We start from the raw sequence: 24,997 nt of genomic DNA, 5'->3' as shown, positions 1-24,997 counted from the left end.
CTGCGACTGTTGCCATTGGAGGCATGCCCCGATGAATCCCCGTATCCGCAACCAGATGTTCGGCCTGCTGGCGATGACGCTGCCGCTGGCCGCCTGCGCCCAGCAGCCCGAGACGCCGGCGCCCGCATCGTCGCCGATCGCGACGAACCGCAGCACGACGCCGGCGCCGCAGCTGGTGGCGGGGTTGCCGGACTTCACCCACCTGGTCGAGCAGGTCGGCCCCGGCGTCGTCAACATCGACAGCACGGTGACGCGCAAGGACATGATGCGCCGCTCCGGCCGCGGCCAGCAGTTGCCGGACGACGACCAGATCCCCGAGTTCTTCCGCCGTTTCTTCGGCCCGGACTTCCCGATGCCGGGCCAGCCTCGCCGCGGCCAGGGCGGCGGCGATGACGACGATATCGCCGGCAAGTCGATGGGCTCGGGCTTCATCATTTCCGCCGACGGCTACGTGCTGACCAACCACCACGTGATCGATGGCGCCAGCCAGGTCACGGTGAAGCTGTCCGACGGCCGCGAGCTCAAGGCCAAGGTGATCGGCAGCGACGAGCAGTACGACGTGGCGCTGCTGAAGGTCGAGGCCAAGAACCTGCCGACCGTGCGCATCGGCGATTCCAATACGCTCAAGGCCGGCCAGTGGGTGGTCGCGATCGGCTCGCCGTTCGGGCTGGATCATTCGGTCACCGCCGGCATCGTCAGCGCCACCGGGCGCAGCAATCCATACGCCGACCAGCGCTACGTGCCGTTCATCCAGACCGACGTGGCGATCAACCAGGGCAATTCCGGCGGCCCGCTGCTGAACACGCGCGGCGAGGTGGTCGGCATCAACTCGCAGATCTTTTCCGCCTCGGGCGGCTACATGGGCATCAGCTTCGCGATCCCGATAGACCTGGCGATCAGCGCCGCCGAGCAGATCAAGGCGACCGGGCGCGTCACCCGCGGCCAGCTCGGGGTGGCCGTTGGCCCGATCGATTCGCTCAAGGCCCAGGGCCTGGGACTGCCGGACAGCCGCGGCGCGCTGGTCAACGACCTGCCGCCGGGCAGCGCCGCGGCCAAGGCCGGGGTCGAGGTCGGCGACGTGATCCGCAGCGTCAACGGTAAGGACATTCAGTCCTACAGCGACCTACCGCCGATGATCGGCCTGATGGCGCCGGGCAGCAAGGTGCGCCTGGGTATCCTGCGCGACGGCAAGCCGCGCGAGGTGACGGTGACATTGACCGCGCTGGACGATGGCAAGGGGCCGGCGAAGTCCATCGAGGACGACGCCGAAGGCCCCTCGGCCGGGCCTGCCAGCATCGCCTTGCTCGGCCTGCAGGTGGCGGACATGACCGCCGCCGAGCGCAGCCGGCTGGGGCTGGAGGCCGGGCAGGGCGTGCGGATCGCCGCGGTGACCGGCTCCCAGGCCCGCAACACCACGCCGCCGCTGTCTCCGGGGCTGGCGATCCTGCGCGTCGGCCGGACCCCGGTCGGGAGCGTCGCCGAGCTGAATCGCGCGCTGGGCAGCTACAAGAAGGGCGACGTGGTGATGCTGCTGGTCTCCAACGGCCAGGCCACCAGCTACGTGGCGATCAAGGCCGGCGGCTGATGTCGCCCCGTGCCCGCCGCGGCCGCGGCGGGCACGCAGCCGCAGGAGCGGCTGCGGCGGACGGCGCTCGGACCCCGCCGCGGCCGGCCCCGCTCCTGCAGGCAGGCCGGGCGGGCGCCACCGGGCCGCTCGTGCGATAATGCGGCGTTATCCTGACGACGGCTGCGCCGCCGCCCACCTCCATGTCATCCGATTCGATGCGGAACATCCGCAACTTCTCCATCATCGCCCACGTCGACCACGGCAAGTCCACGCTCGCTGACCGCATCATCCAGCTCTGCGGCGGGCTCGAGGCCCGCGAGATGGAAGCGCAGGTGCTCGACTCCAACCCGATCGAGCGCGAGCGCGGCATCACCATCAAGGCCCAGTCCGTATCGCTGCCTTACAAGGCGCGGGACGGGCAGGTCTACCACCTGAACTTCATCGATACCCCGGGGCACGTCGACTTCTCCTACGAGGTCAGCCGCTCGCTGGCCGCCTGCGAAGGCGCGCTGCTGGTGGTCGATGCGGCCCAGGGCGTGGAAGCGCAGTCGGTGGCCAACTGCTACACCGCGGTGGAGCAGGGCCTGGAAGTGGTCCCGGTGCTCAACAAGATCGACCTGCCGACCGCCGACACCGAGCGCGCCAAGGCCGAGATCGAGGCGGTGATCGGCATCGACGCCGCCGACGCGGTCGCGGTCAGCGCCAAGACCGGCCTGAACGTCGAGCAGGTGCTCGAGGCCATCGTCCACCGCATCCCGCCGCCGCAGCCGCGCGACACCGACAAGCTGCAGGCGCTGATCATCGATTCCTGGTTCGACAACTACCTGGGCGTGGTCTCGCTGGTGCGCGTGATGCAGGGCGAGATCAAGCCCGGCGACAAGCTGCTGGTGATGTCCACCGGACGCAACCACCAGGTCGACGCGGTGGGCGTGTTCACGCCCAAGCGCAAGGTGCTGCCGAAGCTGTCCGCAGGCGAGGTGGGCTGGGTCACCGCCTCGATCAAGGACGTCCACGGCGCGCCGGTCGGCGACACCCTGACCCTGGCCGGCGATCCGGCGCCCAAGCCGCTGCCCGGCTTCCAGGAAATGCAGCCGCGCGTGTTCGCCGGCCTGTTCCCGGTCGATGCCGAGGATTACCCGGACCTGCGCGAGGCGCTGGAGAAGCTGCGCCTGAACGACGCGGCGCTGCGCTTCGAGCCGGAAAGCTCCGAGGCGATGGGCTTCGGCTTCCGCTGCGGCTTCCTCGGCATGCTGCACATGGAGATCGTGCAGGAGCGGCTGGAGCGCGAGTACGACCTGGACCTGATCACCACCGCGCCGACGGTGATCTACGAGGTGCTCAAGACCGACGGCTCGATCGTGATGATGGACAATCCGGCCAAGCTGCCGCCGGTGAACCACGTCGAGGAGATCCGCGAGCCGATCATCCGCGCCAACATCCTCACGCCCGAGGAGTACATCGGCAACATCATCAAGCTGTGCGAGGAAAAGCGCGGCACCCAGCTGGGGATCAACTACCTCGGCAGCCAGGTGCAGATCAGCTACGAGCTGCCGATGGCCGAGGTGGTGCTGGACTTCTTCGACAAGCTCAAGTCGGTCAGCCGCGGCTACGCCTCGCTGGACTACAGCTTCGTGCGCTTCGACGCCGGCCCGTTCGTGCGCGTGGACGTGCTGATCAACGGCGACAAGGTCGATGCGCTGTCGCTGATCGCGCACCGCAGCCATGCCGACCGGCGCGGCCGCGAGCTGTGCGAGAAGATGAAGGACCTGATCCCGCGGCAGATGTTCGACGTCGCGATCCAGGCCGCGATCGGCTCGCAGATCATCGCCCGCACCACGGTCAAGGCGATGCGCAAGAACGTGCTGGCCAAGTGCTATGGTGGCGACGTTTCGCGCAAGAAGAAGCTGCTGGAGAAACAGAAGGAAGGCAAGAAGCGGATGAAGCAGGTCGGCCGCGTGGAGATCCCGCAGGAAGCCTTCCTGGCCGTGTTGCAGATGGACAACAAGTGAAACGGGATTAGGGATTCGGGAGTCGGGATTGGCAAAAGCGCAAGCCGACCCCGCTCTTGCGAATCCCCAATCCCGACTCCCGAATCCCGTTCCGAAGGAACCCGAATGAAATGGTTTGAAATCGCGCTGGTGGTGCTCACGCTGGGTACCGGCTTCATCTGGCTGCTGGACAAGCTGTTCCTCGCCAAGCGCCGCGCCAGCAAGGCGGGTCTGCTCGACACCGAACCGGCGATCGTGGACTACTCCAAGGCATTCTTCCCGGTGCTGGCGGTGGTGCTGGTCCTGCGCAGCTTCGTGGCCGAGCCGTACAAGATCCCGTCCAGTTCGATGATGCCGAACCTGCTGATCGGCGACTTCATCCTGGTCAACAAGTTCGCCTACGGTTTCCGCCTGCCGATCACCAATACCAAGATCATCCCGACCGGCGAGCCCAAGCGCGGCGACGTGGTGGTGTTCAAGCCGCCGCACCGACCGGACGAGAACTGGATCAAGCGCGTGGTCGGCCTGCCGGGCGACCGCATCGGGTTCCACGGCGATACCCTGTACATCAACGGCGAGCCGATGAAGTACCAGGTCAAGGGCGAGTACATCGGCAAGGGCCGCGGTGCCGAGATGACCGGGACCACGCTGCTGACCGAGGACCTGCCGGGCCGCCCGCACACCGTGCTGGAATGGATCGACCGCGCCAATCCGGCCGGCCAGGGCGACTGGGTGGTGCCGCCGGGCCAGTATTTCGTGATGGGGGACAATCGCGACAATAGCGAGGACAGCCGGTTCTGGACCCAGACGCATTTCCTGCCGGAGGCGAACCTCCGCGGCAAGGCGTTCCTGATCTGGCTGAACTGCGAGGGCTGGTTCTGCAAGGGGAGTTTCGATCCGTCGCGGATCGGGACAGGTATTCAATAAGCACGTTGGGGCGTGCAGGGGAGACGTATGAAGCGCGATCAGGATGGGATGACGCTGTTGTCGTTCATGGTGGTGCTGGCGGTGGTGGGGTTCGCCGTCTACATCGGCATGAAGCTGTTCCCGATGTACCAGGAGTACTACTCGGTGCGCACGGCCATGAAGAGCCTGGCCAACGAGCCGGGCAGCGGCGACATGGACCCGGGCAAGGTGCAGGACCTGTTCTTCCGCCGCCTGTACATCAACTACTCCGAGAACGTGAAGAAGGACGACGTGAAGTTCGAGCGCATCGACGGGGGCTGGCGCATGAAGGTGGCCTACGAGGTACGCCGTCCGCTGGTCGGCAACCTCGACGTGGTCGGCAAGTTCGAAAGCACCCAGGACCTGACCAGGCGCGGTGGTGAGCAGTAAGACCGTTCGGCGCGGCGACCGGATCGGCCATGCGTTCGCCGATCCGGAGCTGCTGAAGCAGGCCCTGACGCATCGCAGCGCCGGGGCCCCGCACAACGAACGCCTGGAATTCCTCGGCGATGGCATCGTCAACCTGCTGGTCGCCGAGGCGCTCTACCTGCGCTGGCCGAAGGCCGACGAGGGTGCGTTGACCCGGGCGCGGGCCGAGTTGGTGCGCGAGGCCTCGCTGGCCGCGATCGGGCGCGAACTGCAGCTCGGCGAGCGGCTCACGCTCGGGCCGGGCGAAATGAAGTCCGGTGGACACCGTCGCGATTCGATCATCGCCGACGCGGTGGAGGCGGTGGTCGCGGCGATCTACCTCGACGCCGGCTTCGAGGCGTGCCGCAGGGTCGTGTTGCCGTGGTTCGAGGGCGCGCTGGCGGCGCTGCCGGTCGGCAAGCCCGAAAAGGACGCCAAGACCCGGCTGCAGGAGTGGTTGCAGGCGCGGCAGCGGCCGCTGCCGGCCTATGAACTGATTTCCGAGAGCGGCGACGACCACGCCAAGCATTTCCGGGTAGCCTGCACCCTGGGCGATCCGCCGCTGCGGGCCGAGGGCGAGGGCACCTCGCGCCGGCTCGCCGAACAGCAGGCCGCGGCCGCCCTCATCCGCCAACTGGATCCGAGCAAGTGAGCGACAATCCTTCCCATCGTTGCGGCAGCGTTGCCGTGATCGGTCGCCCCAACGTGGGCAAGTCGACCCTGACCAATGCATTGGTCGGCGCCAAGGTCAGCATCGTCTCCAACCGGCCGCAGACCACCCGGCATCGCCTGCTGGGCATCGCGACCTTCCCGGCCGGGCAGATCGTGCTGGTCGACACCCCGGGCCTGCACCGCGAGCAGGGCAAGTTCAAGGCCTCGGCGATGAGCCGGGTGATGAACCGGGCCGCGCGCGGCTCGCTGGAGGACGTCGACGCGGCGTTGCTGGTGATCGAGGCCGGGCGCTGGGACGAGGAGGACACGCTGGCCTACAACGTGCTCAGCGACGCCGGCATTCCGGTGGTGCTGATCGTCAACAAGGTCGACCGGCTCAAGGACAAGAGTTCGCTGCTGCCGTTCCTGGCGCAGGTCAGCGAGGGCCGCGCGTTCGCGGCGGTGCACCCGGTCTCGGCGCTCAAGCGCAAGGGCCTGGAAGCGCTGGTCAAGGACGTGCTCGCGTTGCTGCCCGAGGCGCCGCCGATGTTCGGCGAGGACGAGATCACCGACCGCAGCCAGCGCTTCCTGGCCGGCGAGCTGGTCCGCGAGCAGCTGATGCGCCAGTTGGGCGAGGAGCTGCCGTACGCGACCACGGTGGAGATCGAGCGCTTCGCCGAGGACGGCAACCTGCTGCGGATCGGCGCGGTGATCTGGGTCGAGCGCGAGGGCCAGAAGGCGATCGTGATCGGCAAGGGCGGCACCCGCCTGAAGGAAATCGGTGCCAAGGCGCGCCAGCAGATGGAGCGCCTGTTCGGCGCGAAGGTGTTCCTGGAAACCTGGGTGCGGGTGCGCGAGGGCTGGTCGGACGACGAGTCGGCGCTGAAGGCGTTCGGGTACGAGTGAGGCCCCCGCGGCCGGGGCCCAGGGACTCGAAATGCCTGCTTCGGGTCGAGTGCTGCCGTAGGAGGGGTTTCAGCCCCGACAGGCTTCACCGGAGAAGCCGGAGCCAGGGACGGGGACTGGTGGCCCGGCAAAACGACAAGCCCGCTTCGATCGGGCGTCGTTGTGGGAGGGACTTCAGTCCCGACAGGGCTTTGCCGGCCATCCGTCGGGACTGAAGTCCCTCCCACAGAAAGCAAAAAAACCTGCAGAAAAAGCGTCAGGTCGCTTGACACTCAAACTCGGGCAAAGATGCTTCCCCGAGCCCCGAGCCCCGAGCCCCGAGCCCCGAGCCCCGAGCCCCGAGCCCCGAGCCCCGAGCCCCGAGCCCCTCGAGATCCCCATGCTGATCGAGCACGAGCCCGCTTTCGTCCTGCATGCCCGGCCGTGGCGCGAGACCAGCCTGCTGGTGGAGGTGCTGACCCGCGAGCATGGCCGGCTGGGCTTGATCGCTCGCGGCGTGCAGGGGCCGAAGCAGCAGGCGCTGCGGGCGGCGCTGCAGCCGTTGCAGGCGATCGTATTCAGCGCGGTGCAGCGCGGCGAGCTGGCCCAGTTGCGGCAGGCCGAGGCCCTGGACGCCGCGCCGCGCCTGGCCGGCGATGCGATGCTGGCGGGGTTCTACGTCAACGAACTGCTGCTGCGGCTGGCCCCGCGCCACGACCCGCTGCCGGAGCTGCATGAGCTCTACGGCCAGGTGCGCGAGCGGCTGGCCGACCCCGGTACCCTGGCCTGGACCTTGCGCCGGTTCGAGCGCGACCTGCTGGAGATCCTGGGCTTCGGTTTCGACCTGCAGCACGATGCGGACGGGGCACCGATCGATCCGGCGGCGCGCTACCTGCTCGATCCTGCCGACGGCCCCCGGCGCCTGCTGAGCGAGCGCGGACCGCGGGACCGCCACGAGAGCGCGACCGGACGCGCGCTGCTGGCGCTGGCGGCCGACGAGCGGCCGGTCGCGGACGACATGGCCGGGTTGCGGCGCAGCATGCGGGCCGTGCTGATGCACCACCTCGGGGGCCGCGGCTTGAAGTCCTGGGAGATGCTGGGGTGGAGCCGGGATGCGGGATTGGGAACGCGGGATCCGGAGGCGCCTGGGCCGGATTGAGCCCCGCGGCGGCGAAGACACCGTTCCCGTCGATCGGCGACGTGGGGCCGCTCCGGAGGAGGAGCGGCGACAGGCTTTCACCCGAACCAGGGATCAGCGCAGAAGTGCCGACACCGCCTCGTGGAAGGCGGCGCGGGCCTGCGACGAGCGTGGATCGTTGCGCAGTTGCCGCACCGCCCCTGCCAGCCGGGCCGCCCCGACGAATCCGCAGCTGGCCTGCAGCCGGTGCAGGTGGTTGCGCAGCGCCTGGGTATCGTCGAGTTCCAGCGCGGACACGATCGCGTCGCGGGTGGCGGGCAGTTCGGCCAGGAACAGCTCGCGCAGCGCATCGAGGTGGCCTTGCTGGCCGTTGAGCGCGAGCAGCGCCGCGTCCTCGTCCCAGTCGTGCTCGCTCGAGGTGGCCTCCAGCGCCGCGGTGCGGCTCCGGGTCAGCCCGCGGCGCACCGCCTGCAGCAGCCGGTCGGTCGAGAGCGGCTTGACCAGGACGTCGAGGAAGCCGTTGTCGCGCAGGTCGCGCTGGGCGTCGGCGGACAGTTCCGCGGTATGCGCCAGGGCGGGCAGGTGCTGGTGGCCATCGCGCAGCGAAGCCAGCAGCTCCGTGCCATTGCCGTCCGGCAGGTTCACGTCGATCAGGGCCAGGTCGTAGTCGTGGTGGGCGGCCAGCGCCAGGGCCGAGGCTTTCGAGTCGCAGCAGTCGACTTCGGCCGGCAGCGCTTCCAGCGCGATCCTGAAGAAACCGCTGCTGATCGGGTCGTCTTCGACCAGCAAGAGACGGGGAGTGGATTCCAGTGCCATCGATGCTGCCTCCATGTCAGCTTCCGGCAGCTTAGCGTTCGCTGCCGGGGAGCAGTTTGCCGTTCCTTGGCACAAACGACAATGAACGGGCGCCGGGCGCCCCGCCGGCGGGTTCTGCGACAATACGCGCCCTTTGTCCGCCCGCAGCCGTTCCGCCACGTGGCCAGATCCAGAAACCGCTTCGACCGTACCCCTTTCCAGACCGACATCACCGACCTGAGCCACGACGGCCGCGGCGTGGCCCGCCGCGACGGCGAGGGCGGCAAGGTGACCTTCGTCAGCGGCGCGCTGCCGGGCGAGACGGTGCTGGCCGAGCCGACCGCCCGCAGCCGCCATTTCGACGAGGCCAGGACGGTCGAGGTGCTGGCGGCCTCGCCGGACCGCGTCGCCCCGCGCTGCCCGCACTTCGGCGTCTGCGCCGGCTGCGTGCTGCAGCACCTGGACGAGGGCAAGCAGATCGTCGCCAAGCAGCGCGTGCTGATGGAGAACCTGGAGCGGATCGGCCACGTCAGCCCCGAGGCCGTGCTGCCGGTGCTGGCCGGCGACAGCTGGGGTTACCGCCGCAAGGGCCGGTTCTCGGTGCGCCGGGTCGAGAAGAAGGACAAGACGCTGGTCGGTTTCCGCGAGCAGGATCCGCGCTTCGTCGCCGACCTGTCGGTCTGCCATACGGTGATCCCCCGGATCGGCGAGAAGGTATCGGCGCTGGCCGAACTGGTCGAAGGCCTGCAGGGCAAGCGCGACATCCCGCAGATCGAGTTCATCGCCGGCGACGAGGCGATCGCGCTGACCTTCCGCCACCTGCAGCCGCTGAGCGAGGCCGACCGCCTGGCGCTGTCGCGGTTCGGCCGGGAACATGGCTTTGCGATCTTCCTGCAGCCGGGCGGGGTGGAGAGCGTGCATCCGCTGGAAGCCGAGCCGGTGCCGCTCTCGTTCCGGCTGCCGCACTGGGACGTGGAACTGGCGTTCCGTCCGCTGGACTTCATCCAGGTCAACGCCAAGCTCAACGAGAAGATGATCGCCCACGCGCTGGCGTTGCTCGATGCCGGCCCGGAGGACCGCGTGCTGGACCTGTTCTGCGGGCTCGGCAACTTCACCCTGCCGCTGGCGCGCGGCGTGCGCGAGGTGGTCGGCGTGGAAGGCGACGCGGGACTGGTGGCGCGGGCCAAGGAGAACGCCGCACGCAATGGCCTGGACAATGCCCGGTTCTTCGCGGCCGACCTGACCCAGGACCAGCGTGGCGCGCCCTGGATGCGCGAGGGCTTCGACAAGCTGCTGCTGGATCCGCCGCGCTCCGGCGCGATCGACGTGCTCAAGCAGCTGCCGTTGAAGAAGTTCGGCCGCATCGTCTACGTCAGCTGCCATCCCGGTTCGCTGGCGCGCGATGCCGGTTACCTGGTCAACGAACAAGGCTTCAGGCTCAAGGCGGCCGGCGCGATGGACATGTTCCCGCATACCGCGCACGTGGAAAGCATTGCGTTGTTCGAGCGGCCGTGATGTCGTCCGGGACCCGAGGGTACGGGACCCGGAAAAGGCTGCCTCGGATGGATTGCCGTTGTGGGAGGGACTTCGGTCCCGACCGGCTTGCCGACTGAAGTCCCTCCTGCAAGAAGCAAAAGCCCCGCAGGATGCATCAGGGCGCGTCACAGCCGAGCCCAGGCAAAAATGCTTTTCCCGAATCCCGAATCCAGAATCCAGAATCCAGAATCCAGAATCCCATGCCCCTGGAAATCGAACGCAAATTCCTAGTCACCGGCGATGGCTGGCGCGCAGCCGCGCACGAGGTCGTCCCGATGGCGCAGGGCTACATCAACGATCTCGGCGCGATGGACCGCGGCGAACAGAAGGCTTCGGTGCGGGTTCGCATCCAAGGCGACCGGGCCTTTCTCAACCTGAAGTCGCGCGAGGTGGGGCATACCCGCCAGGAGTTCGACTATCCCATCCCCGTCGAGGACGCGCGCGCGCTGCTGGCGCTGTGCGTCGGCGGGCTGATCGACAAGCGCCGCCACCTGGTCCGGCATGCCGGGCATCTCTGGGAGGTGGACGAGTTCCTGGGGGACAACGCCGGGCTGGTGGTGGCCGAAATCGAGCTGGACTACGCCGGGGAGTCGTTCGAACGGCCGGACTGGCTGGGCGAGGAGGTCACCGACGACGTGCGCTACTACAACCTGGCTTTGGCGGTGCGCCCGTACTCGAGCTGGGGCCCGGCAGGCGCCTGAGGCGGGCTTGTCTGCCTGGGCGGCGCCCGCATATGGGACCGATGAGAATCGACATCTGGTCCGACGTGGTGTGTCCCTGGTGCTGGATCGGCAAGCGCCGCTTCCAGCGCGGGGTGGAATTGCTGGGGGCCGGCGCCCCGGCGCTGGACGTGCACTTCCATGCGTTCCAGCTCGATCCCGAGGCCGGCACCGAGCCGGTGCCGCTGCGGCAGGCGTATGCCGCCAAGTTCGGCGGCCAGGAACGCGCCGAGCAGATCCTGGCCCAGACCCAGGCCACCGCGCGTGCCGAGGGCCTGCCGTTCGACTTCGGCCGCGGCCAAGTGCGGGTGACCACGCTGCCGGCCCATCGGTTGCTGTGGCTGGCCGCGCGCGAGGGCGATGCCGACGCGGTGGCCGAAGCGCTGTTCCGGGCCCATTTCGCCGAGGGCCGCAACCTGGCCGACATCGCCACGCTGATCGCTGCCGGCGCCGCGGGCGGCCTCGGCGAGGAACGTGTCCGCGCGCTGTTCGCATCGGACGAAGGAGTCGCCGAGGTCGAGGCCCAACTGGCCCAGGCACGGGCGTTGGGGATCACTGCCGTGCCGAGTTTCGTGATCGACGGCCGCTACCTGGTGCAAGGCGCGCAACCGCCGGAGGCGTTCGCCCAGATCCTGGCCAGGGTCACGGCGGAAGGTGGAGCCCAGGCGGGTCCCGAGGGAGAGGCCTGCGGGACCGATGGTTGCCAGGCCTGAGCCGCGGGACCGCGTCCGCCAGCACCGCCGGCAGGGCTCCGCGCGCGCAGCGGCGGTCCGTGAACCGCTGAATCGCCGATGCGGCCATGGCGGGCGGGACACCGCCTGCCGGGGACGTTCCGGCCTGGCTTCTGCGACAATGCGGCGCTGCGCCATCCGCCGCGCGTCCCCGGAGAACCTTGCATGTTGTTGATCGGCGTTGCCGGCACCGAGCTCACCGCCCAGGAGCGCGACTGGCTGCAACACGACTGTGTCGCCGGCGTGGTGCTGTTCAAGCGCAATTTCGCCTCGCGTGCCCAGGTGGTCGAGCTGACGGCCGCGATCCGTGCCGCGGCGCGCCTGCCGCAGCTGATCTGCGTGGACCAGGAAGGCGGCCGCGTGCAGCGCTTTCGCGAAGGCTACAGCGCGCTGCCGCCGCTGCAGGGTTTTGGCGAGCTGTACACGCGCGATCCGCAGGCGGCGTTGCAGCTCGCGCGCGAACATGCCTGGCTGATGGCCAGCGAGGTGCGTGCCAGCGGCGTGGACCTGAGCTTCGCCCCGGTCGTGGACCTGGCGCGCGGCAACCGCGCGATCGGCGACCGCGCCTTCAGTGCCGACCCCGAGGTCGTGGCCGCGTTCACCCGTGCCTACGTCGAGGCCATGCACGAGGCCGGCATGGCCGCCACGCTCAAGCACTTTCCCGGGCACGGCACCGTGCTGGAAGACACCCACGTCGACGTCGCGGTCGATCCGCGGCCGCTGGAGGCGCTGCGGCGCGAGGACCTGGTCCCGTTCGCCGAGGGCGTCCGCGCCGGCGCCGACGCGGTGATGATGGCGCACGTGGTCTACCCGCAGGTCGCGCCCGAACCGGCCGGCTACTCGCCGCGCTGGATCGGCGACATCCTGCGCGGCGAGCTGGGTTTCCGCGGCGTGGTGTTCTCCGACGACATCGGCATGGCCGCCTCGCACGGCGCCGGCGGCGTCGCCGCGCGCGTGCACGCCCACCTCGATGCCGGTTGCGACGCCGTGCTGGTCTGCCACCCGGAGCTGGTCGACGAGGCGCTCGCCGCGGTGGCCGGGCGCCAGCTCAATACCGCCGCGCTGATCGGCCTGATCGGCCGCGGCGCCCTCGGCTGGGACGGCCTGTTGGCCGACGGCCGGCATGCCGCTTCACAATCCCGTTTGCTGGAACAACTCGGAAAAACCGCCTGATGCCCACTCTTTCCATCCCCCAGGCCCTGGACCAGGCCGACCTGCTGATCGACCGCCCTGCCATCGACGCGGCCATCGCCCGCATCGCCGACGAGATCAGCCGCGATTACCGCGGCGAGGTGCCGGTGTACTTGACGATCATGCACGGGGCGTTGCCGTTCTCCGGCCAGCTTGCGCTGGAACTGGGATCGCGCGGCCAGGACGTGCAGTTCGACTACCTGCATGCGACCCGCTACCGCGGCGAGACCGTCGGAGGCGAGCTGGTGTGGAAGCATCGTCCGGCCACCGCGCTGTTCGGGCGCCGCGTGATCCTGGTCGACGACATCCTCGACGAAGGCTATACCCTGCAGGGCGTGCGCCAGTGGTGCCTGGAGCAGGGCGCCACCGACGTGCGCCTGGCGGTGCTCGCGGTGAAGAAGCATGGCCGCTGCGTGCCCGGCATCGCCGCCGACTACCTCGGCGTGGAGGTCCCGGACCGCTACGTGTTCGGGTTCGGCATGGACGTCGGCGAGCAACTGCGCGGCATCCCCGCGATCTATGCAATGAAGCAGTAAAGACAAGGACCGGGACCCGCGGCGCCGGCGAACGCCGGGGCCTTCGGGTCCGGCGGGCCTTGGGCCCGGCTTTTTTCCTCAGCGACGCGAACTACACATGCTTCCCATTTCCTTGGCCGTCATCGGCGGCACCGGCGTCTACAAGCTCGCCCAACTCGACGACGTGCAGAGCCACCAGGTCGAGACCCGCTTCGGCAGTCCCTCCGGTCCGGTGCGGGTCGGCACGCTGCTGGGGCATCGCGTGGCGTTCCTCGCCCGGCACGGCGAAGGCCATTCGATCCCGCCGCACAAGATCAACTACCGCGCCAACCTGGCCGCGTTGCAGCAGGTCGGCGCGACCCGCGTGCTGGCGCTGAACACGGTCGGCGGCATCACCGAGCACTTCGGCCCGCGCGTGCTGGCGTGCCCCGACCAACTGATCGACTACACCTGGGGCCGCGTTTCGACGATCTGCGAGGAGCCGGGCAGCGAGGTGGTGCACGTCGACTTCGGGCATCCGTACTCGCCGATGTTCCGCAGCAAGGTCATCGCCGCCGCGCGTGTAGTCGGCGTGAAGACGGTGGAGCACGGATGCTATGGCGCGACGCAGGGGCCGCGGCTGGAAACGATTGCAGAAATCGCGCGGATGCGCCGCGACGGCTGCGACCTGGTCGGCATGACCGGCATGCCCGAAGCCGCGCTCGCGCGCGAGCTGGGCCTGGAATACGCATGCCTGGCGATCGTCGCCAACTGGGCGGCCGGATGCGGCGATGCACAAGAGATCACGATGGCCGAAGTGCTGGCGAACGTCGAAGCGGCTTCGTCGGGGCTTCCCGAGTTGATCGGCGAACTTGCCCGCGGTTGACCTGCGTTCGGGGTGATTGTCATCGGGGCATAAGCTTTGCATACTCGGCGTGTGCGGTTTGCCGCACACCACCCAATTCACTGTAAACAAGGTCACGCATCACCATGCCGAACGGTACCGTCAAGTGGTTCAACGACGCCAAGGGATTTGGCTTCATCTCACCGGAGGACGGCAGCGCCGATGTTTTCGCGCACTTCTCCGCGATCAACGCCAAGGGCTTCCGCAGCCTGCAGGAAGGCCAGAAGGTCAGCTATGACGTGACCCAAGGCCCGAAGGGCGCCCAGGCCTCGAATATCACGCCGATCGGCTGATCCATCGCCTGATCGTGCATTGAACCCCGCTTCGGCGGGGTTTTTTATGGGAGCGGAACGGAAAGACATGGAGCGTCCACTGCGTATCGCGATCGTCGGCTACGGGACGGCGGGCCAGGCGCTGTCGGTGCTGCTGGCGCGCGATGGACATCGGCTGGACGTATTCGAACGCGCCGCCGAACCGGGGCCGGTGGGGGCGGGATTCCTGCTGCAGCCGACCGGGCTGCAGGTGCTGTGGAAGATGGGCCTGCTGCGGCAGGCGCTGGCGCATGGCGCGCCGGTCGCGCGCCTGTACGGCGAGACGCCTTGCGGCCGCGCCGTCATGGACATGCGCTACAGCGACCTCGACGCGCGCCTGTTCGGCCTGGGCATGCAGCGGGGCGCCTTGTTCTCGGTGCTGGAGCAGGCCTGGAGCGGGCGGGCCGGGCTGCACGCCGGTACCCCGATCGTCGCCATCGACCATGAGCGGCGGCGCCTGCGCGATGGCGGAGGCCACTGGCATGGCCCCTACGACCTGATCGTCGTCGCGGACGGCTCGGCCTCGGCGCTGCGCGGCCAGGTGCAGGCCACGAAGCTGGACCGCACATACCCGTGGGGCGCGCTGTGGTGCCTGCTGCCGCGCGGCGACTGGGCGTTCGCCGACGAACTGCGGCAGCGCTACGTCGCCGCCCGCAAGATGATCGGGTTGCTGCCGGTCGGCACGCGCCCGGGCGACCCCACGCCGCGACTCAGTTTCTTCTGGAGCCTGCCGCGCGAGGATTTCGACGGATGGCAGGCGCGCGGCATGCCGGCATGGCTGGACGAGGTGGCGACGATCTGGCCGCAGGCGCGCGAACGGCTGCAGGGCGTGACCGTGCACACGCAACTGGCGCGTGCCAGTTACCGCGATGCGGTGGTGGCACGCTGGTACCGCGGTCGCGTGGCCTTGGCGGGCGATGCCGCGCATGCGATGAGCCCGCAGCTGGGGCAGGGCGTCAACATGGCGCTGATGGACGCCTGGACGCTGTGCGAGGCCTTGCGAGGCGAGGGCGACGTGGATGCCGCGCTGGCTTGCTACCAGCGGCAGCGGGGCGCGCACGTGACGATCTACCAGTTCTGGAGCCGTTGGCTGACGCCGTTGTTCCAGTCCGAGCGCGACCTGGCCGCCCGTGCCCGCGACCTGGGCTTCCTGCCGCTGGGGCGCATGCCCGGCGGGCGCGGCCACATGCTGCGCGTGCTCAGCGGTACCCAGCGGGGCTGGTTCGGCCGGCTCGTCCTGGACGAGGCATTCGTGGCCGCGCTCACGGATGCGCCATGCCTGCCCGGGGCGTCCCCGGCCGTGCCGCGGCCGGAAACCGACTGACGGCTCCGCCAGCCGTGCGCTGCGATGCACGCAGCGCACAATGGCCATCGCACCCGCGTCGGCGACAATCGGGACACGAGCCAGTTGGGAGTTGCGCATGGACGAGATGCCCGCCTTCGAGACCCATCGAGTGGAGAACCAGCCGCCGCCGTTCGAGGAGCGCGACCTGTGGGCCGACGACGCGGTCCTGCGCGAGGCGGTCGGGCGCGAGGGCGCCTCGGACTTCGCGCCGCGGCTGGCGGCCTACGGCGCGCTTGCCGGCGGCGAGATCTACCGGCTCGGCTTCGATGCCAACCGCGACCGGCCGCGCCTGCGCACGCATGACCGCTATGGCCACCGCATCGACAGCGTCGAGTTCCACCCGGCCTACCACCGGTTGATGGAACTGGCCAAGCAGCACGGCGTGGCCGGGTTGTCCTGGCACGAACCGGCGCCGGGCGCGCACGTCGCCCGTGCCGCATTGAGCTACCTGCACCACCAGGCCGAGGCGGGCACCAGCTGCCCGCTGACGATGACGCATGCCGGCGTGGCGGTGTTGCGGAAGTTCCCGGCACTGCGCGAATGGGCCGACAAGGCGGCCGCGCCGCACTACGATCCGCGCGAGGTGCCGATCGCCGGCAAGGCCGGCATCACCCTGGGCATGGGCATGACCGAGAAGCAGGGCGGCTCGGACGTGCGCGCCAACGCCACGGTCGCCACGCCGCAGGCCGACGGCAGCTATGCGCTGGTCGGGCACAAGTGGTTCTTTTCCGCGCCGATGTCCGACGGATTCCTGGTGCTTGCGCAGGCGCCGGGCGGACTAGGCTGCTTCCTGATGCCGCGCCGACTGCCCGATGGCACCAAGAACGCGTTCCGGCTGATGCGGCTGAAGGACAAGCTCGGCGACTGGTCGAACGCTTCGAGCGAAGTCGAACTCTGCGGTGCCCATGCGTTGCGCGTGGGCGAGGAGGGGCGCGGCGTGGCGACCATCATCGAGATGGTGATGATGACCCGCCTGGATTGCATGCTCGGCGCGGCCGCCGAGATGCGCATGGCCCTGGCGCAGGCGCTGCACCACGCCAGGCATCGCGTCGCGTTCGGCAGGCGCCTGGCCGAGCATCCCCTGATGGCCAACGTGCTCGCCGACCTGGCGATCGAATCGGAAGCGGCCACCGCGTTCGCGTTGCGCGTGGCGCGGGCGGTGGATGCGGCGCCGCGCGACCCGCGCGAGGCCGCCTTCGCGCGGGTCGCCACCGCGCTGGGCAAGTACTGGTTGTGCAAGCGCGCGCCCGCCTTCGTCAACGAAGCCCAGGAATGCCTGGGCGGGGCCGGCTACGTCGAGGAGTCGATGCTGCCGCGGCTGTACCGGCAGGCGCCGTTGAACTCGATCTGGGAGGGCAGCGGCAACATCCAGTGCCTGGACGTGCTGCGGGCGCTGGCGCGCGAACCGGGCTGCGTGGATGCGGTGCTGGCCGAACTGGAATCCGCCGGCGATCGCGACGTCCGCTATGTCGAGGCCGTGCAGCGCATCCGTGCGCTGCTGGCCGGCGGCATCGGCGAGTTCGATGCGCGCGCGGCCAGCGAACAACTGGTGCTGTCGCTGCAAGCGGCCCTGCTGCTGCGTGCCGGAAGCCCAGCGGCGGCGGCGTTCGTCGGCAGCCGGCTGGAGCGTGCCCATGGCCTCGCCTTCGGCACGCTGGCATCGGCCGACACGAAGGAGCTGCTGGCGCGCGCGCTGCCCTGATCGACGCCGCGTCCTGGCGAGCCAGGCACGGCGTCGGCCGGGCCGGTCTTCAGTTCTTCTGTTCGTCCGCGCTGCGCTCGGCCTTGTCGGCAAGCTCGTGCGCCTTGTCGGCGGTGGCATCGGCCGCCTCGGCGGTGGCGCGGCTGGCGTCGGCGGCGGCGGCCTTGGCGTCCTGGGCCGCCTGGCCCAGCGCCTCGCGCGATTCGGCCGTCATGGCCTTGGCCTTGTCCGCGGCATCGCTGGCCGCCTGCTGGGTGGCCGCCGCGGCGTGCTCGGCCGCGGACGCGGCATCGCGCTTGGCCTGCTCGGCATCCGGTCCCTTGCATGCGGCCAGGCCGAACACCACCAGCGAACCCGCGAGGAAGGTGCGAAACGCATTCATGGCTGTCTCCGTTGGATGAAGGCAGGGACAGCCTAGGCGGCCATCGATCTAGCCGGCGTCAAGGCCGGCCGGCGCCGCGTTGATGGCCAGCCAACGCGCAAAAAGAAAGCCGCTGGAGACCAGCGGCTTTCCCGAACTCGCGAAGTGCGAAGAAGTGATTACTTCTTGGCTTCTTCGGCAGCGTCCTTGGCCTGCTCGGCGGTGCCTTCGGCAGCCTTGGCAGCGTCAGCAGCCTGGCCGGCGGCAGCGTCGGTCGCAGCGCCGGTGGCGGCAGCAGCGGCGTCGGCGGCGGTGTCAGCAGCGGTGGCGGCGGTGTCGGCGGCAGCCTGGGCAGCGTCGGCGGTCTGGGCGCCGGCGGCAGCAGCCTGGTCGGCAGCGGCCTGGGCGTCGGCAGCGGCCTGGTTGGCCGAAGCAGCGGCGTCCTGAGCCTGTTCCGGCTTCGAGCACGCAGCCAGGGCCAGAGCCAGGGCGCCCGCGATCAGCAGCTTGTTGATGCTCATTTGTCTCAATCCTCGTCGTTAGTTAGGCAACGCGCGAATGCGCGCCCCCAACATGATGACAACCCCAAGACGGGTGTCAAGGGCACCCGCATTCAGGTTTGAAAGGGTGGTATTAATCCTTGTCAAATCAATTCGATGGCGATCGCCGTCGCTTCCCCGCCGCCGATGCAGAGGGTGGCGATTCCGCGCTTGCCACCGCGCTTGCGCAACGCATTCACCAGCGTCACGACCAGGCGCGCGCCGCTGGCGCCGATCGGGTGGCCCAGCGCGCAGGCGCCGCCGTTGACGTTGACCTTGGCGTGCGGGAGGCCCAGCTCCTTGATCGGCGCCATCGCGACCACCGCGAAGGCCTCGTTGATCTCGAACAGGTCCACCTCGTCCAGCGACCAGCCGACCTGCCTGGCCAGCTTGTCGATCGCCGCGACCGGTGCCGTCGTGAACCACTCCGGCTGCTGCGAGAACGTGGCGTGGCCGACGATGCGCGCGAGCGGCGCGATGCCGCGCCTAGCGGCTTCCTCGGCGCTCAGCAGCAGCGTCGCGGCCGCGCCGTCGGAAATGCTGGACGAACTGGCGGCGGTGACCGTGCCGTCCTTCTTGAAGGCCGGCTTGAGGGTGGGGATCCTGGCGATGTCGGACTTGCCCGGTTGCTCGTCGGTGGCGACCTGCACCTCGCCCTTGCGGGTGGCGACCTTGACCGGAACGATCTCGTCGTCGAACGCGCCGGAGGACTGCGCCGCCTGCGCGCGCTTGACCGACTCGATCGCGTAGGCGTCCTGCTGCTCGCGGGTGAAGCCGAACTTCTCGGCGGCCTTCTCGCCGAACACGCCCATGGCCAGGCCGTCGTACGGGTTGGTGAGGCCGTCCCAGGCCATGTGGTCGACCGCCTGGAAGTTGCCGTAGCGGTTGCCGGTGCGCGAGTTCGGCAGCAGGTGCGGCGCGTTGCTCATCGACTCCATGCCGCCGGCGACCACGATGCTGGCCGAGCCGGCTTTGATCAGGTCGTGGCCGAGCATGATCGCCTTCATGCCCGAACCGCAGACCTTGTTGATGGTCAGGGCGCCGACCGATACCGGGATGCCGGCGGCGATCGCGGCCTGGCGCGCGGGCGCCTGGCCGAGGTTGGCCGGCAGCACGCAGCCCATGATCACTTCGGAGACATCCGCGGCCGGCACGCCGGACTGTTCGAGCACGGCCTGGATCACGGCGGCGCCCAAGGTCGGCGTCGGGACGCCGTTGAACTGACCCAGGAAGGAACCGATCGCGGTGCGCTTGGCCGCGGCGATGACGATCTCTGACATGGACGAATACCGTTTTGAAATATCTCCCGATTATCGGGGCGCGGCGTCCGGCTTGCCAGACCGGCGACAAGCGGCGCGCGATGCCGTATAGATGCGCTTTGCGCGGACGACCATGGGTCCGCGACTCAATGGATTGAATCGGGGAGATCGCGATGAACGAGGTGCGTGCGAGGACCTTGCTGGCTTCGGCGTTGGCGCTGGCCCTGGTGGGCTGCGGAGGGGGCGGAGGCGGGGGCTCGGTGCGCCCGGAGCCGCCGCCGGCATCGCCTCCACCGGCGCCGCCTCCGACGACGCCTCCACCCACGACGCCGCCGCCCAGCACGCCGCAGCCGGCGGTCGACGCGCACCTGGCGTTGACCGATACCCGGCCCGCGCACGATCTCGGCTACACCGGCGCGGGCTACCGCATCGGCGTGGTCGATACCGGCGTGAACCGCAATCATCCCGCGTTGCAGGGGCGGGTGGTGGCGAACTACACCTACGTGGACCCGTCGGCGAACAACCTGCGCGTGGACGACGTGGTCGGGCACGGCACGACGGTCGCCCAGCTCGCCGCCGGCGCCCCGGTCGGCAACTGGCCCGGCGGCATCGCGCCCGGTGCGCAGATCGTGTCGGCGCGCATCATCAACGACAAGGAGCCCGAGGACGACGGCTCCGGCGAAGGCAACGAAGTCAACGGCGCGCTCGGGCTGCAGGTGGTCCACGACGACCTGGTCGCGGCCGGCGTGAGGATCATGAACAACTCGTGGGCGGGCCTGTACTGGACCAACCCGAGCGCCACGGCCCCGATCGCCAACGAGTACCGCAACTTCATCTTCGCCAACGATGGCCTGGTCGTGTTCGCGGCCGGCAACGACGGCAGGTCCGACCCGTCCGACATGGCGGCGCTGCCGAGCCAGCCCGGCCCCAACGGCACCCGGCCCGCGGCCGACCTGGAGCGCGGCTGGCTGGCGGTCGCCGCGCTGGATACCGCCAATCCATCCCGATTGGCGGACTATTCCAACGCCTGCGGCGTGGCGATGCGGTATTGCCTGGTGGCGCCGGGAACCTCGATGTTCACCGGCCACGACGATACCGCGGGCAGCATTTCGTACTGGTACGGCAGCGGCACCTCGTTCGCGGCGCCGTTGGTTTCGGGCGCCGCCGCGCTGGTGTGGCAGGCGTTCCCGTATTTCAACAACGACCTGGTGCGGCAGACGCTGCTCGGTACGGCCACGGACCTGGGCGCGCCGGGCGTGGACCCGGTGTTCGGCTATGGCCTGCTCGACGTCGGCAGGGCGGTACTGGGTCCGGCGAAGTTCGACTGGGGCGATGTCTCGGTGTCGTTCGACGGGACGTCGACCTGGTCCAATCCGATCAGCGGCGGCGGCGGGCTGGTCAAGCGCGGCACCGGCACGCTGGTGCTCGCCAGCACGCTGAATACCTTCGAGGGAAGTACCCAGGTGCTTGAGGGGACGCTGCAGAGTGCCAGCCTGGGAGGCGCGGCCAGCATCGCCAGCGGCGCGACGCTGAGCGCCAGCTACCGCATCGGCGGCAGCGTCGACAACGCCGGCACGCTGCAACTCGGCGAGGGCACGCTGGGCGTGTCCGGCAACTACGTGCAGGCCGCCGACGCGAGGCTGGCATTGAACGTGGGCGACTGGCTCCATGCCACCGGCAGCGCGAGCATCGCCGGCGAACTGCAGGTGCTCGGCAAGCGCGGCTACGTGAGCCTCAACACCGCCTACACCGTGTTGCGGGCCGACGCCGGCCTGAGCGGTACGTTCGCGCGGTTGACCTGGGGGCCGGGCGTCTTCGTCGGCCAGGGCACGCTGGCGTACGACGCCAATACGGCCTACATCACCTTGCAGCGGTTGGACGTGGCGACGGCGGCGGCGGCGCTGCCCGGCATCACCACGGCGTCGCTGGCCTCGGCGACGCGTGTGGAGCAGGCCTTCCGGCAGATCGACGCGCAACAGCAGGGGGCAGGGCCGGTCGGCGGCGATTTCGTCCGAAGTGCGGCGGCGTTGCAGCAATCGGCCGACGCGAAGCAGGCGCTGGCTTCGTTGCAGAGCCTGTCCGGGCAGGCGCACGCGGAAGCGATGACGGCGACGTTCGACGCCGTGGACCTGGGGCGGCGCGCGCTGTCGCAGCATTTCGGGGCGGTGGCATGGTCCGGCGGCACGCACGGCGGGACATGGCGCCAGGCGCTCGGCGGTACCGGCCAGGGCAGTTTCGCCGGGATCGGCGGCGCGCTGGCGGGATGGATGGTCGGGCACGACTTCATGCAGGGCGACGGCGGCGTGGCGGGTTTCGCGTTCGGCGAAGCGCGGATGAGCGACGCGACGCTGCCGTCCTCGCGCGATCGCAACCGGCAGGTCCAGGCGCAGGCGTACTGGGGCCGGCGCGGCGATCACCTCTACGCGCTGGGCCAGGTAGGAAGCGGCCAGGTGCACCGCCAGATCGCCCGCGAGCTGCAGTTCGGCCAGGCCCGCGCGGAGACCTCGGTGGACTACGGCGCGCGTTTCTTTTCCGCGAGCCTGGAGGCGGGTTATCGCTGGCAGCGCGCCGGCCTGGTATTGGCGCCGTACCTGGGCGCCGATCACGTGCGCATCGACAGCGATGGCTTCAGTGAGCAGGGAGGCGAAGGCTTCGGCCTGCGCGCGGATGCCGACACGGCCGATCGCACGCAGGTACTGGCGGGATTGCGCGGTGAGTACCGCTGGCGCGGCCTCGCGCTGGGCGCGTATGCGGAATGGCAGCAGGCGTTGGCCAGTAACGGCCTGTCGCGCCAGGTCGGGTTCGTGGGCGCCGATGCGTGGGGCACGCTCGCCGATCTGCAGCCGGGCCGTTCGGGCGGCCTGTTCGGGTTCTCGGTGCAGGCGCCGCTGGGCCGCCTCGGAGCGCTGGGCCTGGGCTACGACCAGCGCTTCGGCGCGCGCGGCGAGGACCGCGCGTTCGGGCTGCGCTATCTGCTCGGCTTCTGACGGGGACGGCGTTGCCGGGACGCTGCTGCGTCCCGCCCGCGCGGGGGCGTCGGCTGGGTGCCTTCAGCGGCGCCGCGCCATGCAGGGCGTCGCGGTCACTCCCCGCGCAGCTTGCCGGTGAAGCGCGGCGAGGTCCGTCCCAGCGGCAGCTTGAGCCGGCTGATCGTCTCGATGCGGGCTTCGGCGATGCGGTCGGCCGCCTGCTGCGGCGGGATGTCCTCGCGCTCGGACAGATCGAAGACCTTGCCGAGGTTGTGGTAGATGCTGCGGATCAGCCGCATCGCGCGCTCGCGATTGTAGCCGTCGATCTCGAGCGACACGTTCATCACGCCGCCGGCGTTGACCACGTAGTCCGGCGCGTACAGCACGCCGCGGCGGTGCAGTTCCGCGCCGATCGCTTCGCTGGAGAGCTGGTTGTTCGCGGTGCCGCAGATGATGCCGGCCTTCAGGCGCGGCAGGGTGTCCTCGTTGATCGCGCCTTCCAGCGCGCAGGGCGCGAACACGTCGGCCTCGACTTCGTAGATCGCGTCGGGGCTGACCGCCTCGGCGCCGTATTCGCTTACGGCGCGGTCGACCAGGCGGCTGTCCAGGTCGGCCACGAACAGCTTGGCGCCGCGCTCCTTCAGCAGCTTGACCAGTTCCATCCCGATATGGCCCAGGCCCTGGATCGCGATGCGGGTCCTGCCCACTTCCTCGTGGCCGAGCTTGCGGTTCAGCGTCGCCATCAGCGCCTGCAGCGCGCCGTAGGCGGTGAACGGCGCGGGATCGCCGGAGCCGCCGTGGACCTGGTGCACGCCGGTGACGTAGCCGGTCTCCAGGTAGATCTGTTCCATGTCGTTGACGTCGGTGCCGACGTCCTCGGAGGTGATGTAGCGCCCGCCCAGCGATTCGACGAAACGCCCGAACGCCCGGAACAGCACCTCGCTCTTGTCCGCCTTCGGATCGCCGATGATCACCGCCTTGCCGCCGCCGACGTTCAGCCCGGCCAGCGCGTTCTTGTAGGTCATCGTGCGGCTCAGGCGCAGGGCGTCGTTGATGGCGGCCTCGCTGTTGGGGTACGGACGCATGCGCACGCCACCGAGCGCCGGCCCGAGCCGCGTGCTGTGCAAGGCGATGATGGCCTTCAGTCCGGCGTCGCGGTTGTGGCAGAACACGACTTGTTCGTGGCCGGTGGTGTCGAGGGTTTCGAAAAGCATCGGTAGGGCTCCGTGGGGGTCGCCCGGCAATGCGCTGGAACGACCGGGAACTGTGCCTGGCATTAGATTTTCACCCCGCACGTGAAGGCGCGGGCCACTGCGGTCGGTCCGCATCCCGCGCTGCCATGTGGAGGCGCGGACCGTCACGCAAAAACAAAAAAGCGACGGGTCTGGAGCAGGTCCTGAGCGTCGCGTGGGCGCATTCTAAAGCAATCGCCCCGGCGATGTGCGTTGCAGCATCCATCTCACCATGTCGTGCGACTGATGGCGCGGACTTGGAAACGCCGGTTGCCGCGGCCATCTTGTCGAAGTGGCAATCGGGAGAAGGCAATGGCGACCGGATGGGCAGGCGATGGCGCGGTGCACGACCAGATCGAGGCGACCGTCGACGATGCGGTCAAGCGCGCCCGCAGCCGGCTGCCGAGCGGGCCGGGGCTGACGCATTGCGAGGAGTGCGGCGCCGCGATCCCGGAGGCGCGGCGCAAGGCGGTGCCCGGCGTGCGGCTGTGCGTGGATTGCCAGCAGGCGCACGACGAGGACGAGCGGGACCACAGCGGTTACAACCGCCGCGGCAGCAAGGACAGCCAGTTGCGCTGACGGCCGCTTGCCGGCGCCGCCCGGACCGCGGCGGCGCCCGGCGTGCCGTGCAGCGGAACGTGGCGGCATGCGATGCATTGGGCGAAGGCTCCGCCGACGCCATCCATGCGAGGCCGCGTCAGCCGTTGTCGTAGCCGCCCTCGCGCCAGCGCCGCGTGGTGCGCTGGAAGAACAGGCTGTTGGGGATCTGCAGCACGGTGTTGCCGCGCGCTTCGTCCGTTTCCTGCAGGGTGGTGTAGATCACGTTGATGTCGATCACCTTGCCCTTCAGTCCCGGCTTCTCGCCGTTCTCCAGCAGCTCGATGTGGTCGTGCAGGCGGAAGGGACGGGTGGTGACGATCAGGAACGTGCAGAAGATGTTGGACAGCACGCTCCATGCGGCGAAGAACGCCACCGCGCCGACCGCGGCGAAGCCGGTGAAGGCGGTCCACAGCACGGCCCCGGATACGCCGAACACGCGCAGGATCGCCAGCAGCGCCGCCACCGAGATCACGAAGCTGCCGACCCGGCGCAGCCCGATCATCATCTCGGCAGGCACGTGGTAGCGCTTGCCGACCCGCCGCATCAGGCCGCGCAGGATCGCGCGCGTCAGCACGGCGACGGCGAGGATGACGACGACCTCCAGCGCCGGGACGGCGATGTCGAGAACCTGGCGGTTCCACTGCGGCAACAGGTCCCGGATCATCGCAAGGGGCGGGTGCAGGCTGGGCATCGGGGGCAGGAGCGGGAAGGGGCGTCGATTCTAAAG

At 69.5% G+C, this 24,997-nt stretch carries 24 protein-coding genes; 18 read left to right on the top strand and 6 right to left on the bottom strand.

Annotation, left to right across the window (positions count from 1 at the left end; translation table 11 throughout):
• Window positions 1-31: 31 nt before the first annotated feature.
• The 7 genes from FD678_RS09905 to recO all read left to right on the top strand — a co-directional run bounded on the left by FD678_RS09905 (window position 32) and on the right by recO (window position 7,603).
• A complete protein-coding gene (locus tag FD678_RS09905) occupies window positions 32-1,585 on the top strand; it encodes a DegQ family serine endoprotease (protein ID WP_140722330.1) in 1,554 nt (517 codons plus the stop codon).
• Window positions 1,586-1,782: 197 nt separating this feature from the next.
• Window positions 1,783-3,576 carry a translation elongation factor 4 gene (gene lepA / locus FD678_RS09900; RefSeq protein WP_218569694.1) on the top strand — a complete coding sequence of 598 codons (1,794 nt, stop codon included), beginning with the start codon at window positions 1,783-1,785 and terminating at the stop codon, window positions 3,574-3,576.
• Between the two features lie 105 nt (window positions 3,577-3,681).
• On the top strand, window positions 3,682-4,482 hold the full coding sequence (gene lepB / locus FD678_RS09895) for a signal peptidase I (RefSeq protein ID WP_140722324.1): 801 nt from the start codon (window positions 3,682-3,684) through the stop codon (window positions 4,480-4,482).
• 27 nt (window positions 4,483-4,509) lie between these two features.
• On the top strand, window positions 4,510-4,890 hold the full coding sequence (locus tag FD678_RS09890) for a DUF4845 domain-containing protein (protein ID WP_140722321.1): 381 nt from the start codon (window positions 4,510-4,512) through the stop codon (window positions 4,888-4,890).
• Window positions 4,880-5,560, top strand: a complete 681-nt coding sequence (rnc, locus tag FD678_RS09885) for a ribonuclease III (protein ID WP_140722318.1) — start codon at window positions 4,880-4,882, stop codon at window positions 5,558-5,560. The genes FD678_RS09890 and rnc overlap by 11 nt, the downstream gene beginning before the upstream one ends.
• Window positions 5,557-6,465: a GTPase Era gene (gene era, locus FD678_RS09880; RefSeq protein WP_140722315.1), complete on the top strand. Its 909-nt coding sequence runs from the start codon at window positions 5,557-5,559 to the stop codon at window positions 6,463-6,465. Before rnc ends, era begins: the two co-directional genes overlap by 4 nt.
• A 379-nt stretch (window positions 6,466-6,844) precedes the next feature.
• Window positions 6,845-7,603, top strand: coding sequence for a DNA repair protein RecO (gene recO / locus FD678_RS09875; RefSeq protein WP_140724177.1), 759 nt, complete (start codon window positions 6,845-6,847; stop codon window positions 7,601-7,603).
• Window positions 7,604-7,696: 93 nt separating this feature from the next.
• Here recO and FD678_RS09870 read toward each other — a convergent pair whose 3' ends face one another.
• Complete coding sequence (locus FD678_RS09870) at window positions 7,697-8,398, bottom strand: response regulator transcription factor (RefSeq protein WP_140722312.1); 702 nt, start codon at window positions 8,396-8,398, stop codon at window positions 7,697-7,699.
• A gap of 159 nt (window positions 8,399-8,557) precedes the next feature.
• Here FD678_RS09870 and rlmD point away from each other — a divergent pair, with 159 nt between their 5' ends.
• From rlmD to FD678_RS09825, 9 genes are all read left to right on the top strand, one after another.
• A complete protein-coding gene (gene rlmD, locus FD678_RS09865) occupies window positions 8,558-9,892 on the top strand; it encodes a 23S rRNA (uracil(1939)-C(5))-methyltransferase RlmD (RefSeq protein WP_140722309.1) in 1,335 nt (444 codons plus the stop codon).
• A gap of 221 nt (window positions 9,893-10,113) precedes the next feature.
• Entirely contained in the window at window positions 10,114-10,614 is a 501-nt protein-coding gene (locus tag FD678_RS09860; RefSeq protein WP_140722306.1) for a CYTH domain-containing protein, read from the top strand.
• A 41-nt stretch (window positions 10,615-10,655) separates the two neighbouring features.
• Window positions 10,656-11,345 carry a DsbA family oxidoreductase gene (locus tag FD678_RS09855; protein ID WP_140722301.1) on the top strand — a complete coding sequence of 230 codons (690 nt, stop codon included), beginning with the start codon at window positions 10,656-10,658 and terminating at the stop codon, window positions 11,343-11,345.
• 183 nt (window positions 11,346-11,528) lie between these two features.
• Complete coding sequence (nagZ, locus tag FD678_RS09850) at window positions 11,529-12,536, top strand: beta-N-acetylhexosaminidase (RefSeq protein ID WP_140722296.1); 1,008 nt, start codon at window positions 11,529-11,531, stop codon at window positions 12,534-12,536.
• Complete coding sequence (locus tag FD678_RS09845; protein WP_140722293.1) at window positions 12,536-13,090, top strand: hypoxanthine-guanine phosphoribosyltransferase; 555 nt, start codon at window positions 12,536-12,538, stop codon at window positions 13,088-13,090. The genes nagZ and FD678_RS09845 overlap by 1 nt, the downstream gene beginning before the upstream one ends.
• 97 nt (window positions 13,091-13,187) lie before the next feature.
• Entirely contained in the window at window positions 13,188-13,934 is a 747-nt protein-coding gene (locus tag FD678_RS09840; RefSeq protein WP_140722290.1) for an S-methyl-5'-thioinosine phosphorylase, read from the top strand.
• A 104-nt stretch (window positions 13,935-14,038) separates the two neighbouring features.
• A complete protein-coding gene (locus tag FD678_RS09835) occupies window positions 14,039-14,245 on the top strand; it encodes a cold-shock protein (protein ID WP_140722287.1) in 207 nt (68 codons plus the stop codon).
• 67 nt (window positions 14,246-14,312) lie between these two features.
• Window positions 14,313-15,587, top strand: a complete 1,275-nt coding sequence (locus tag FD678_RS09830; RefSeq protein ID WP_140722284.1) for an FAD-dependent oxidoreductase — start codon at window positions 14,313-14,315, stop codon at window positions 15,585-15,587.
• A 97-nt stretch (window positions 15,588-15,684) separates the two neighbouring features.
• Window positions 15,685-17,310, top strand: coding sequence for an acyl-CoA dehydrogenase family protein (locus tag FD678_RS09825; protein ID WP_140722281.1), 1,626 nt, complete (start codon window positions 15,685-15,687; stop codon window positions 17,308-17,310).
• Window positions 17,311-17,359: 49 nt separating this feature from the next.
• Here FD678_RS09825 and FD678_RS09820 read toward each other — a convergent pair whose 3' ends face one another.
• The 3 genes from FD678_RS09820 to FD678_RS09810 form a co-directional block, all read right to left on the bottom strand.
• A complete protein-coding gene (locus tag FD678_RS09820; protein WP_140722278.1) occupies window positions 17,360-17,692 on the bottom strand; it encodes a hypothetical protein in 333 nt (110 codons plus the stop codon).
• A 158-nt stretch (window positions 17,693-17,850) separates the two neighbouring features.
• The gene (locus FD678_RS09815) at window positions 17,851-18,192 is read right to left on the bottom strand and encodes a hypothetical protein (RefSeq protein ID WP_140722275.1); all 342 of its coding nucleotides are present in this window, start codon (window positions 18,190-18,192) and stop codon (window positions 17,851-17,853) included.
• A 122-nt stretch (window positions 18,193-18,314) separates the two neighbouring features.
• Entirely contained in the window at window positions 18,315-19,490 is a 1,176-nt protein-coding gene (locus FD678_RS09810) for a thiolase family protein (RefSeq protein ID WP_140722272.1), read from the bottom strand.
• Between the two features lie 152 nt (window positions 19,491-19,642).
• On the opposite strand from FD678_RS09810, the gene FD678_RS09805 reads away from it, so the two are divergent.
• A complete protein-coding gene (locus FD678_RS09805) occupies window positions 19,643-22,456 on the top strand; it encodes a S8 family serine peptidase (protein ID WP_140722269.1) in 2,814 nt (937 codons plus the stop codon).
• Between the two features lie 95 nt (window positions 22,457-22,551).
• Here FD678_RS09805 and FD678_RS09800 read toward each other — a convergent pair whose 3' ends face one another.
• Window positions 22,552-23,652, bottom strand: coding sequence for a Glu/Leu/Phe/Val dehydrogenase dimerization domain-containing protein (locus tag FD678_RS09800; protein ID WP_140722266.1), 1,101 nt, complete (start codon window positions 23,650-23,652; stop codon window positions 22,552-22,554).
• Window positions 23,653-23,982: 330 nt separating this feature from the next.
• On the opposite strand from FD678_RS09800, the gene FD678_RS09795 reads away from it, so the two are divergent.
• Window positions 23,983-24,249 carry a DksA/TraR family C4-type zinc finger protein gene (locus tag FD678_RS09795; RefSeq protein WP_140722263.1) on the top strand — a complete coding sequence of 89 codons (267 nt, stop codon included), beginning with the start codon at window positions 23,983-23,985 and terminating at the stop codon, window positions 24,247-24,249.
• A 118-nt stretch (window positions 24,250-24,367) separates the two neighbouring features.
• On the opposite strand, the gene FD678_RS09790 is transcribed toward FD678_RS09795, so the two are convergent.
• A complete protein-coding gene (locus FD678_RS09790; protein ID WP_140724174.1) occupies window positions 24,368-24,934 on the bottom strand; it encodes a mechanosensitive ion channel family protein in 567 nt (188 codons plus the stop codon).
• Between the last annotated feature and the right edge of the window lie 63 nt (window positions 24,935-24,997).

The sequence above is a fragment of the Pseudomonas sp. Hp2 genome, assembly GCF_006386585.1.
Taxonomy (GTDB): domain Bacteria; phylum Pseudomonadota; class Gammaproteobacteria; order Xanthomonadales; family Xanthomonadaceae; genus Pseudomonas_S; species Pseudomonas_S boreopolis.
This window is presented reverse-complemented; position numbering and strand designations above follow the sequence as displayed.